Origin of the sequence: Streptomyces sp. NPDC056347 (assembly GCF_042262625.1) — a bacterium.
Lineage (GTDB): Bacteria > Actinomycetota > Actinomycetes > Streptomycetales > Streptomycetaceae > Streptomyces.
Window position 1 is genome coordinate 1 of record NZ_JBHJQP010000221.1, and the last position, 12,081, is coordinate 12,081.

At 73.4% G+C, this 12,081-nt stretch carries 8 protein-coding genes; 7 read left to right on the forward strand and 1 reads right to left on the reverse strand.

Going from position 1 to position 12,081, the window contains the following annotated elements:
- Nucleotides 1-56: 56 nt before the first annotated feature.
- A complete protein-coding gene (locus ACFCV8_RS32665; RefSeq protein ID WP_376689119.1) occupies nucleotides 57-863 on the reverse strand; it encodes a BTAD domain-containing putative transcriptional regulator in 807 nt (268 codons plus the stop codon).
- Nucleotides 864-1,165: 302 nt separating this feature from the next.
- On the opposite strand from ACFCV8_RS32665, the gene ACFCV8_RS32670 reads away from it, so the two are divergent.
- The 7 genes from ACFCV8_RS32670 (at nucleotide 1,166) to ACFCV8_RS32700 (ending at nucleotide 12,057) form a co-directional block, all read left to right on the forward strand.
- Entirely contained in the window at nucleotides 1,166-1,537 is a 372-nt protein-coding gene (locus ACFCV8_RS32670; protein ID WP_376689120.1) for a nuclear transport factor 2 family protein, read from the forward strand.
- A gap of 220 nt (nucleotides 1,538-1,757) precedes the next feature.
- Entirely contained in the window at nucleotides 1,758-2,081 is a 324-nt protein-coding gene (locus tag ACFCV8_RS32675; protein WP_376689121.1) for an acyl carrier protein, read from the forward strand.
- Between the two features lie 79 nt (nucleotides 2,082-2,160).
- Nucleotides 2,161-8,055, forward strand: a complete 5,895-nt coding sequence (locus ACFCV8_RS32680; protein ID WP_376689122.1) for an SDR family NAD(P)-dependent oxidoreductase — start codon at nucleotides 2,161-2,163, stop codon at nucleotides 8,053-8,055.
- Complete coding sequence (locus ACFCV8_RS32685; protein WP_376689123.1) at nucleotides 8,052-9,698, forward strand: long-chain-fatty-acid--CoA ligase; 1,647 nt, start codon at nucleotides 8,052-8,054, stop codon at nucleotides 9,696-9,698. The genes ACFCV8_RS32680 and ACFCV8_RS32685 overlap by 4 nt, the downstream gene beginning before the upstream one ends.
- Nucleotides 9,699-9,813: 115 nt before the next feature.
- Nucleotides 9,814-10,797, forward strand: coding sequence for an LLM class flavin-dependent oxidoreductase (locus ACFCV8_RS32690; RefSeq protein ID WP_376689124.1), 984 nt, complete (start codon nucleotides 9,814-9,816; stop codon nucleotides 10,795-10,797).
- Nucleotides 10,798-10,820: 23 nt separating this feature from the next.
- Nucleotides 10,821-11,591: a thioesterase II family protein gene (locus ACFCV8_RS32695; protein WP_376689126.1), complete on the forward strand. Its 771-nt coding sequence runs from the start codon at nucleotides 10,821-10,823 to the stop codon at nucleotides 11,589-11,591.
- Nucleotides 11,592-11,616: 25 nt separating this feature from the next.
- Nucleotides 11,617-12,057: a PaaI family thioesterase gene (locus tag ACFCV8_RS32700; RefSeq protein WP_376689125.1), complete on the forward strand. Its 441-nt coding sequence runs from the start codon at nucleotides 11,617-11,619 to the stop codon at nucleotides 12,055-12,057.
- Nucleotides 12,058-12,081 lie beyond the last annotated feature (24 nt).

Below are 12,081 nucleotides of genomic sequence, written 5' to 3' on the forward strand. Positions count from 1 at the left end.
GCCTCGTACGGCCGGCCCGGGCCCCCGGGCTCCAGGGCTCTCGGGCTCTCGGGTTCTCAGGCCGAGCGCACCAGCTGCGGTGACCACGTGCCCGGGGCGGGCGGGGCGGCCGAGGAGCCGGCCTGCGGGGCCTGGTTCAGGATCGCGAGGAAACGCTCCCGCAGCTGTGGCGAGGGCTCCATGCCCAGCTCGTCGATCATGCGGCCGCGCGCGGCGTGGTACGTCTCGATCGCCTCGGCCTGCCGCCCGCACCGGTACAGGGCGAGCATCAGCATCTCGGTGACTCTCTCCCGCCATGGGTGGACGACGCTCATGCGCTTCAACTCCCCTATGGCAGAGGGTACTTCGCACTCGAAGTCGAGCCACAGCTTGTCCTCGGTGGCGGTCAGGTACTCCTCCTCCAGCTGCACCGCGACCGACCGGCACAGCGGCCCGCCGGTGACGTCCTGCAGCGGGGCGCCTCGCCACAGCCCGAGGGCCTGGTCGAGGAGGTGCGTCGCCCATGCCGAGTCGGTCGCCCCCACCGCGCGGGCCTTGGCGACACGGCTCTTGAAGACGTTCATGTCGAGGGCGTCGGCCGGGAACTCCAGGGCGTACCCCATGGACCGGGTGACCAGCGACGGGGCCCCGGGTCCCCACTCCTGCAGGGTGCGGCGCAGCCGTGAGACGTGGGCCTGCAGCGAGTTCGCCACGGTCAGCGGGGGTTCGCTGCCCCACAGTTCGCCGTAGAGGTCCTCCGCGGGCACCAGGCGGCCCCCGTTGACGAGCAGTACGGCCAGCAGCGCGCGCTGCTGGCCTCCCCGGACGCCGCAGAAGCGTCCGTCCACCTCGGCCCCCACAGAGCCGAGAACCTTGAACTCCACCGACTGCTCCTCCCTGCCTTCCCCACGCCCCCCGAGGGTGTGCCTGCCACGGCGGCGGGCGGGACGGTACCGAGTGGCTTGTCCGAGTCGAACGTGACATCGAATCCTTGAGCCTCGCTCGATATCCGGCGTGGACCGCGGGCGGGCCCTGCGCCGGCCGGGCCGGGCGGCCCCGCCCGGCGCAGGGGGTCGAGCTCTTCTCGAGTGGCCTTTGAGTGAGCCCTGCCACAGTGGTGAACAGCTGTCCGGCCTCCCCGTACGGACGGCTGTTCATGCGAATGGCTAGCGACCAAGGAGTACCCGTGAGTGACCTGACCGACCTGGCAGAGGGCTACATCGCCATCTGGAACGAGGCGGACGACACCAAGCGCGCCGCGGCGATCGCCGATCTGTTCACTGCGGATGCCGTCTACACCGACCCGCTGGCCGACGTGCAGGGCCACGAGGGCATCGGCGCCGTCATCGGTGCCGCCCGTGACCAGTTCAAGGGCTTCGAGTTCAAGGTGCTCGGCACCGTCGACACGAACCACAACATCGCCCGTTTCCAGTGGGAGCTCGTGCCCGCGGGCGGCGGCGAGAACGTCGTGATCGGCTTCGACGTCGCGGCGACCGACGCCTCCGGGAAGATCAAGAGCGTCTACGGCTTCCTCGACAAGGTTCCCGCGGGCGCCTGAGGAAACCACCGATCCCGCCACCGGGCGGATCGCGGCCGTCATCGGCCGCGGTCCGCCCGGTCCGTTTTGGCGCGTGTCTTTCGCATCTGGCTGGGAGTGCGCTCTTGACGGGGGGATTCCGGGCGAGCGGGTCGTCAGCGGCGTGTCAGGTACCGGTGATTCGCTGAGCCCTCACTCACCGGCGCGGCCCGCCCGCGCCCGCTCTGGATCGGTCACCGACATGTCTGAAACGAACACGTCATTGGCGGAGCTGCGCGAGCTGCCCGCCCACGAACTCAGGGAAGAAGTCGAAGCCATCGTCGTGGAGCTCTTCAAGGAGGCTCTGCTGATGGACGACGACGAGGAGCTTCCCCTCGCGATCAGCTACTTCGACCTGGGCCTCACCTCGCTGCGGCTGACCGCGCTCAAGGAGCGCCTGGAGCAGCTGTTCGAGCTGTCCATCGACACCAACGTGCTGTTCAACGAGCCGACCGTCGAGCAGCTCGTGTTCTACCTCACGGACTCGTTCCTGAGCGCGTCCGCCGGACCCCTGCCCGTCCAGTAACCGACACGGAACACGTCGGATCACGCCGCCGGACACCTTGCCCGGACGCGTCATCCGGACAGAAGGAGCCATCGCGGACATGCCTGCCGACCACCGCCCCGTCACCACCCCCCTGCCCGAGCAGCACGACCGAGAGCGGGGCGGCGAGCCCGTCGCGATCGTCGGCGTCGGCCTGCGCTTTCCCGGAGGCAGCACCTCGCTCGACGAGTTCGAGGAGTTCCTGCGCACCGGCGGCTCCGGCATCGGGCCCCTGCCCGACGACCGCTGGGACGTCGCCGCCTTCACCCCCCAGGGCCCCGACGACAAGGGCAAGATACGGGCCCGGGGCGGCGGCTACCTGGACCGTATCGACCTGTTCGACGCGGGATTCTTCAACATCTCGCCCAAGGAAGCCCAGTACATCGACCCGCAGCAGCGGATGCTCCTGGAAACCGCCTGGCAGGCCCTGGAGCACGCCAACATCGACCCGACGCCGCTGCGCCGCGGCAACGGCGGGGTGTACATCGGCGCCAGTTCCGTCGACTACGCCCTGGAGCTGGACTCCCTGCCCTACGAGGAACTGGACGGCCACCTGGCGTCCGGCATCACGCTGTTCCCGCTGGCCGGCCGGCTGTCGTACTTCCTGGGATGGCGGGGGCCGAGCATCAGCGTCGACACGGCCTGCTCCTCCTCCCTCGCCGCCCTGCACATGGCGGTGACGGCGCTGCGTCTCGGCGAGTGCGACATCGCGCTCAGCGGCGGCGTCAACGCGCTGCACAACCCGCGCATCCCGGTGATGTTCTCCAACGCGCAGATGCTCGCCGGCGACGGGCAGTGCAAGACCTTCGACGAGTCCGCGGACGGCTACGCGCGCGCCGAGGGCGTCGGCGTCATCGTCCTGAAGCGGCTCGCCGACGCCACCCGCGACGGCGACAACGTCCTGGCCGTGGTGCGCGGCACCGCCGTCGGGCAGGACGGCGACAGCGCCGGCCTGACGGTGCCCAACGGGCCCGCCCAGGAGCGGGTGCTGAAGCTGGCCCTCGCCGACGCCGGGCTCGAACCCGGCGACGTGACCTACGTGGAGGCGCACGGCACCGGCACGCCGCTCGGCGACCCCATCGAGCTAGGCGCCATCAGCAACGTGTTCGCCGACGTGCGCACCAAGGACGACCCGCTGCTGGTCGGCTCGGTGAAGACCAACCTCGGCCACATGGAGCCCGCTTCCGGGCTCGTGGGCGTCATCAAGGCGCTGCTGCAGATCCGTTCCGCGACGATCTATCCGCACCTGAACTTCACGACGCCCTCCTCACGCATCCCGTGGGAGGTCTACCCGGTCCGCGTCCCGACCGAGTGCGAGCCGTGGAAGGCCCCGGTGCGCCGGGCCGCCGTCAACAGCTTCGGCTTCGCGGGCACCATCGGCGCGGTCGTCCTGGAGCAGCCCCCCGAGCAGAGCCACGGCACGCGTCCCGGAGCCGCCCGCGACGCCGACGACGCCGCCGCTCCCCTGTTCACCCTCTCCGCGAAGAGCGGCGCCGCGCTGCGCGAACAGGCGGAGCACTACCGGCAGTTCGTGGCCGAGCGGCCGGACCTGGACGTCGCCCGCCTGTCGTACACCACGAACGTGGGCCGCGCCCACTTCACGCACCGTGTCGCCGCCCCCGTGGAGAGCCGCGAGGACCTGCTGGAGGTACTGGACGCGGTGCGCCGGCCGGAGCACACCGTGGAGCCGTCCGGTGTCCGCAAGGTCGCCTTCATGTTCACCGGGCAGGGCTCCCAGTACCCGGGCATGGGCGCGGCCCTCCACGAGCGCTTCCCGTTGTTCCGCGAGGTCGTCGACGAGTGCGACCGGCTCTTCGGCGCCCATCTGGACGTCTCGGTAAGGGAGCTGCTCCTGGGCACCGCCGCCGACCCGGAGGCGGTCCACCAGACCCTGTACACGCAGGCGTCCCTGTTCACCCTGGAGTACGCGCTCGCCAAGCTGTGGATGTCGTGGGGCGTCAAGCCCAACGTGCTGCTCGGGCACAGCATCGGCGAGGTCGTGGCCGCGACGGTGGCCGGGCTGTTCTCGCTGCCCGACGCGGTGACGCTGGTCGCCGCCCGCGCCCGGCTGATGCAGTCGGTGAGCACACCGGGCGGCATGAGTTCGGTCAGCGCTCCGGCCGAGCGGGTCGAGCCGTTCCTCGAAGGCCACCAGGACCTGGCGCTCGCCGCCGTCAACGGACCCGAGGCGTGCGTCGTCTCCGGCGCCGCCGCCGCCCTCGCGCAGGTGGGCGAGGAGCTGGCCGCGCAGGGGATACGGGTGCAGCCGCTCGCGGTCTCGCACGCCTTCCACTCGCCGCTGATGGCCGAGGTGTTCGACGAGTTCCGTGCCGTGCTGGAGGGCATCACCTTCCTGGAACCGAAGATCTCGCTGGTCTCCAACCTCACCGGCAAGGTCGCGCGCATGCGGGAGATCAGCAAGCCCGACTACTGGGTGCGGCACATCGGCGAGCCGGTGCGGTTCATGGCGGGCGTTCGGGCGGTGGCCAAGCGCGGCCGGCACGCGTTCGTGGAGCTCGGCCCCTCGGGCATGCTCGGCGCCCTCGGCAGGCGCTGCGTGCCCGCCGACGAACATGTCTGGCTGGCCAGCCTGCGCCGCCAGGACACCACCGCCGCCGCGACGCTGCGCGCCCTCGCCGACTTCTACGCCGCCGGACTGCCCGTCGACTGGGACGCCTACCACGCCGGGCACGGCCTCGCGAAGGTGCAGCTGCCCCTGTACGCCTTCCAGCGCAAGCCGTACTGGCTGCCCTCCGTCAAGTCCCGTACCCGGCGCGCCGACGGACCGGCCCGCCATCCGCTGCTCGGGGAGCGCACACCTGCGGCCGAACTGCCCGAGGGTGTTTGGGAGTTCACCGCCGACTTCACCCCCCAGGAGCTGGGCGGGGCGATCGCCGGGCACCGGATCGCGGGCGAGGCGGCCCTGCCGCCCGCCGCCTGGGCCGACCTGCTGCTGGCCGCCGAGGACGCGGTCCTCGGTCACACCCGCGCCACCGTGGCCGACCTGGCCCTGCCCGAGCCGCTGCCGCTGTCCGGTGAGGGCCCGGTGCGCCTGACGACCCGGCTGCGCCGCGCCGACGGGCAGGCGGGCCGTCATGCCTGGGACGTCGAGGTGACGGGCGTCGTCGAAGGCGCCCGGGACGGCGAGGACAACGACGGCGCGCCGCGCTGTTACGCCCGTGCCCGCATCCTGGCCGACACGGGTACGGGTGCGGACGGCGGCCTGCTGGCCCTCGCCGCCGCGCCCGGCGCGGTCCTCGCCGGGGCCGACGCCGTCGACCTCGCCACCGACCTCGCCGCCGTCGACCGGGGCTTCGGCGACGCCCCCTCGCTCGTCGTGCGCGTCGCCCGGCACGACGGCGGCGTGGTCACCGCCGATCTGACCGGCTGCGACGCGGCCCCCGTGGAGCAGCTGCCCGCCGCCCTGCTGGAGAGCGCGCTGCAGGCGGTCGTCGCCCTGGACGACGACGGGCCGGTGCGCACGCTCCACGCGGCGCGCGGTGTCCGGCTGTTCAAGAAGCCGCGCGGCGAACGCCTGCGCATGGTGGCGCGGGTGCGCCGGGACGGTGCCGGGCAGCTGGCCGACATCCTCCTGCTGGACGGCGCCGAGGACGCGGAGCCGGTCGCCGAGATCGTCGGTGCCGTCCTCGCCCGCCCCGGCGGGGCGGACGGCGGGCCGCACTTCACGCACCGGCTCGGCTGGCTGCGCCGCTCCCTGCCCGCGGCTCCGGGCTCCCCCGCCCAGGAGCGCCACGTGGTGATCCCGGGCGCGGGCGACGCCGTCGGCCCCGCCCTGCTCGCCGCGCTCGAGGCGAACGGGCCCGGGGCGGGCGTGCGGGTGTCGACCGTGCCGGACGCGGCGGCGCTGCGCGCGGCCCTCACGGAGCACGCGTCGATCACCGACGTGGCCTGGTTCTGGCGGCCGGGCTCCGGCGAGATGTCGTACGAGCGGCTGCGTGCCGAGTCCGAGGCCAACTTCACCGAACTGCTCGACGTGGTGGCCGCCGCCGGTGCGCGGGACGCCCGGCGCGCCCCGCGCGTGTGGCTGGTCACCGAGCGCGCCCAGTGGCTGCCCGGCGACCGTGCCGACGGGGCCGAGCAGGTCGCGGCGGCCTCCCTGTGGGGCTTCGGTCATGTGCTGCTCAACGAGCACCCGCATCTGCGGGCGACCCTGATCGACCTCGACGGCGCGGCGGACGGGGCGGCCGGGGCCGCGCTGCTCGCCGAGTGGCGCGCGCAGGAGAAGGACGAGTTCCAGGTGGGCTACCGGGCGGGGCGGCGTCACGTGCGCAGGCTCCTCGCCGGGGACGCGACGCCCGCCTGGCAGGGCTCCTTCGAGGTCCACGCACCGGCCGGCGACCTCGACCGGACCACGGTGGTGGCCGCCGCGCCCGGCGCGCCCGAACCGCTGGGCGACGAGGTCCGGGTGTCCGTCACCGCCGCGGCGCTGACCCGGCACGACGTGCCCGGGGCCGTGCGGGACACCGGGGAGGACGGGGCCGGGACGGTGCCGGTGACCGCCACCGCGTACGCGGGCACGGTCGTCGCCACGGGTCCCGACGCGGCGTACGCGCCCGGCGCCGAGGTGACGGTCTCCCACCGGGGCCGTCTGGCCGGCACGCTGACGCTCCCGTCGGCGGCCGTGACCGCGCGCACCGGGGGCACTCCCCCGTCCGCCGCGGCGGCCCTCGCCGCGGACGCGGCGGCGAACGGCCCGGACGTCTACGGCCCCGACGAGGTGGACGAGGCCCTGCGGACACTGTCCACGGGCGCCGCCGACGTGGCCGTCGTAACCTTCGCCGGTGCCGGGGAGGACTCCGGGGAAGACGCCGTCTCCCCCGCCGCCCGGGCGGGTTCGTTCACCGTCCGGCCCGACCGTACCTATGTCATCACCGGCGGCCTCGGCGGCCTCGGCCTCGTCACCGCGCGGATGCTGGTGGACCTCGGGGCGCGGCACCTGGCCCTGGTCAGCCGGAGCGGGCGGGCCACCGAGGAGGCCGCCGACGTGCTCGCCGCGCTGGAGGAGCGTGCCGAAGTGGCCCTGCTGCGGGCCGACGTCAGCAGCGCCGACGGCGTGGCGGAGCTCGTCACCGGGCTGCACCGGCTGCCGCACCCGGTGGGCGGTCTCGTGCACGCGGCGGGCGCCATCGGCACGGGCCTGATCCCGGAGCTGACCTGGGAGGCCATCGACGAGCAGCTGGCGCCGAAGGTGTACGGCGGCTGGCTGCTGCACCGGGCCGCCGCGTCCTTCCCCGAGCTCGACTTCTTCACCGTGTACTCGTCCGTCGCCTCCGTGGCGGCGGTGCGCGGTGGCGTGGGCCAGGCCCGCTACGCGGCGGCGAACGCCTTCCTGGACGGCCTCGCCCATCTGCGCACCCGCCAGGGCCTTCCCGCGCTGGCCGTCAACTGGGGCTCATGGGCGCGGGTGGGCATGTCGGCCCGCCTGGACAGCGCGTACATCCGGGAGATCGAACGCAGCGGTGTCCGCTTCTTCTCGCCCTCGTGGGCGCTGCGCACCCTGCACCGTCTGTGGAGCCTGCCCGGCGCCGCGCAGCGGGTGGTGAACCGGTTCGACTGGCCGGTGTTCGCCGGTCAGCTGCCGCTCGCCAACGCCCTGTACGCGCGGGTCGCCGACCCTGCCGACACGGTCCCGGGGGATGCCCGTATCGACCTGGCGGACCTGGCCGCCCGGCCCGAGCCGGAGCGTCTGAAGCTGGTCGGGCGCACGGTCGCCGAACGGGTCGCCAAGGTGCTGCACTTCGGCTCGCCGGACGAGGTCGACCCCGCCGCCGACTTCATCACCCTCGGCCTGGACTCGGTGATGGGCATGGACGTCAAGTCGGAGCTCGAGTCGGACTTCGGTCTGACGCTGCCCGCGTCGCTGACGTTCGACTACCCCTCCGTACGCCATATCGCCGCGTTCGTCGCCGGCCTGCTCGTCGAGGACGCCGCATGACGGCCCGCACCCGTGCCGGGGCACGCACCGCGGCCGGGCCCGCGCCGACGGACCGGCGCTGGACCCTCGCCGCCGCGCTGGCCGGCAACGCGAAGCGGCGCGCCGCGCACCCGGCGGTCGTCTGCGAGGGCCGCGTCCTCAGCTACGCGCGGCTGCACCGCGAGAGCAGCCGGGCGGCGCACGCCCTGCGCGCGGCGGGCATCGGGCGCGGCAGCCGGGTGGCCTACCTGGGCCGCGAGTCGGAGCACTACTACGTGACGATCCTCGCGTGTGCCAAGGCGGGCGCGGTGATCGTGCCGGTGAACTGGCGGCTCACGGCGGCCGAGGTGGAGCACGTGCTGCGTGACTCGGACGCGGAACTGCTCTTCCTGGACGGTGAGTTCGCCGCGACGGCCGACACCGCGAGATCCGGGGCCGCCCTGCCGAAGCTGCACACGGTGGTCCGCGTGGACGCCGTGGCCGAGGACGGCGCCCGCTCCTGCGGGGCGGGGCTCCGCGCCTGGTGCGGCGACGCCCCGGACACCGACCCGGAGCCGGTCACCGGCCCCGACGACGCGGTCCTGCAGATCTACACGAGCGGCACCACGGGGCTGCCCAAGGGCGTGGTCCTCGCCAACCGGACGTTCTTCACGCTGCCCCACGCGGTGGCCGGCACCGGCGCCGACCGGGACGACTGGACCGACTGGCGCGCGGACGACGTCAGCCTGATCTCGCTGCCGGGCTTCGGCATCGCGGGCATCGGCTGGTTCCTGCACGGCATGATCGCGGGCGCCACGAACGCGGTCATGCCGATGTACGTGGCGCAGGAGGCGGTCCGGCTGATCGAGGAGCTCGGCGTCACCATCACCTTCGCGGCGCCCGCGATGCTGCAGATGATGCTGGACGAACCGGCCGCCACGCCGCGCGCGTTCGCCTCCCTGCGCAAGATCGCCTACGGTGCGGCGCCGATCTCCGAGTCGCTGCTGCTGCGCAGCCTGGAGGTGTTCGGCTGTCAGCTCGTGCAGATCTACGCGAGTACGGAGGCGGGCAGTGTCGCGGTGTGCCTGCCGCCCAGGGACCACCGGCCCGGCAGCCCCCTGCTGAAGGCCGCGGGCCTGCCCTGTCCCGGCAACGAGCTCAAGGTGATCGACGACGAGGGAAAGGAGCTGGGGCCCGGGCAGATCGGCCAGGTCTGCGTGCGCACCCCGGCCCGCATGATCGGCTACTGGAACCGGCCCGAGGCCACCGCGGCGGCCCTGGTGGACGGCTGGCTGCTGATGGGCGACGCCGGCTACCTGGACGAGCACGGCTATCTGTTCCTGTGCGACCGGATCAACGACACGATCATCGCCGCCGGGCAGAACATCTATCCCGCCGAGGTCGAGAAGCAGCTCGGCGAGCACCCCGACGTCGTGGACGCCGCGGTGGTCGGTGTGCCCGACGCCCGCTTCGGCGAGGCGGTGCACGCCGCGGTGGTGCTGCGCGAGGGCGCCCGGGTGCGCCCCCGCGAGCTGCTGCTGTTCCTGCGCGGCCGTATCGCCGACTACAAGATCCCCTTCGCGTACCACTTCCTCGACGACCTGCCGCGCAACCCGTCGGGCAAGATCCTGCGCCGCACGGTGCGCGAGCAGCTGTGCGAGGAGGCCCGGCGGGCCCCGGCCTGAGCCAGGGGCCCGGGGCGACTCCCCACGACGCCCCGGGCCCCTCCCCTCCTCCCTCCCCCTCTCCTCTCCCTTTTCTCCTTCTCTCGTACGAAACCTCCCGAACGGAGTGCGACCAATGGGCACCTTCCCGGGCCCCCCGTCCGTCGGCATCCTGCTGCCGACGCGGGAGCAGGCCATCAACGGCACGTACGCGGCGGCGCCGCTGCTCGATTTCGCCCGCCGGGCGGAGGAGCTGGGCTTCGACTCGCTGTGGGCGGGCGACTCCCTCGTCGCCCGGCCGCGCCTCGACCCGCTGGTCGTGCTGTCCGCCGCGGGCGCGGTCACCAGCCGGGTCACCCTCGGCACCGCCGCCCTCACCCCGGCGCTCAGGCATCCGCTGACCGGCGCGCACATGGTGGCGAGCCTGGACCACGTCTGCGGCTCGCGCCTGGCGCTCGGGCTCGGCTCGGGCTTCCCGATGCCGGAGACCGAGGCGGAGTTCGAGAGCGTGGGCGCCTCGTTCAAGGGCCGTGCGGGCCGTCTCGACGAGATCGTCTCGCTGTGGCGCACCGCCTGGAACTCCTCGCGGCCCGGCGCCCCGACGGAGTTCGCCGGACGGTACTGGCAGGCCGAGGGCCTCGACCGGCTGCCCCGCCCGCACCGTGCGGGCGGCCCGCCCCTGTGGCTCGCCGGCAGCGACACCCCGCGCGTCCTGGAGCGGGTCGCGCGGCACTATGACGGGTGGCTGCCGTTCCTGCCCGAGTCCAAGGCGTACGGGGCCGCGTGGCGTCGCATCCAGGAGCTGACCGCCGAGGCGGGCCGCCCCGCGGACGCGGTCACCCCGGCGCTGTACGCCACCATCACCGTGAACGATGACCCGGGCCGCGCCCGTGCCGAGCTCGAGCACTACATCGAGCACTACTACGGCCGCACCCTCGACCAGATGGCGACGGTTCAGGCGTACGCCTGGGGCAGTGCGAAGGCCTGCGCCGAGGCGCTCGCCGCGTACGTGCGCGAGGGCGCCCGTCACGTGGTCGTGCGCATCGGATCCCTCGACCCCGAACCGCAGCTGAAGCAGATCGCCGACATCGTCCTGCCCAGTCTGAAGGAGATCCAGTGAGCGACACCGCCCTCGGCCGGAACATGTCCACGGCCGGGCACTGGTTCCACCCCGTGGAGCCGGACCCGGACGCGCGGATCCGGCTGTTCCTGCTGCCGCACGCGGGCAGCGGCGCGATCATCTACCGGGACTGGCCGAACCTGCTGCCGAAGGACATCGCCGTGCAGGCGGTGACCCTGCCCGGGCGGCACAACCGGCGCGACGAGGAGACCTTCGACACCCTCGAACCGTTGCAGGACGCCCTGTACGAGGCGGTCCTCGACGAGCTGGACGACGACCGCCCCTTCGCGTTCTTCGGCCACTGCCTGGGTGCGCAGCTCGCCTTCCGCACCGCCGTGCGCCTGGAGCAGGAGGGCGAACGCACCCCTGTCATGATCGGGATGTCCGGCTGGTCCCCCATCGGTTTCTTCCGGCCGACCGAGGAACAGAGCCGCATGCCGGACGACGAGATGCTCGAGTGGATCAAGAAGCTGGGTTCCTTCCCCGCCGAGGTGTACGAGAACCCCGAGACCCTCGCGCTCGTCGTGCCCGCCCTCCGCGCCGACCTGCGTATCGCCGCCCAGTACGAGGACGACGGCGCGGGTGTGTCCTGCCCCCTCGCCTCCTACGGCGGCGACGCCGACCCGCTGCAGGACGCCCCGGACGCGATGACCCACTGGGCCGACCGCAGCCCCCGGTATCTTGGCCACCGCGAGTTCCCCGGCGGCCACTTCTACCTCGACCGGCACGCGCTCGCGGTGACCACGGACTTCGCACGCCATCTGCACCGTTTCGCGGGCGCCCTGACGCACTGACCCGACAGCGAGGAATGGATCCCCCATGAACCCCCCGTACCCGGAGCCCGGCGAACTGCTCGCCCTGATGCCGTTCGCAGGGCTCACCGGCGTGGAGGTGGAGTCGGCCGGCCCCGACGAGGTGGTGGCACGCCTGCCGTGGGCGGCCGAACGCTGCACGGCGGGCGGGGTGCTGCACGGCGGCGCCCTGGTCACCCTCGCCGACGCGGCGGCCGGCATCTGCGCGTATCTCAGCCTGCCCGACGGGGCGAGCACCTCGACGATCGAGCTCAAGACCAACTTCTTCTCCGCGGTGCGCGGCGGCGCCGTCGTCGCCGTCGCGCGGCCGCTGCACCGCGGCGCCTCGTTCATCGTGGTGCAGACCGACCTGTACGACCATCGCGGGCGCGCGGGCGACGGCCGTACGGGTCCGCACCGCGTGGCACAGACCACCCAGACCCAGGCGGTGCTGCGCCCGCGCGGCTGAGAGCCCGTGAACGGACCTCTGGCG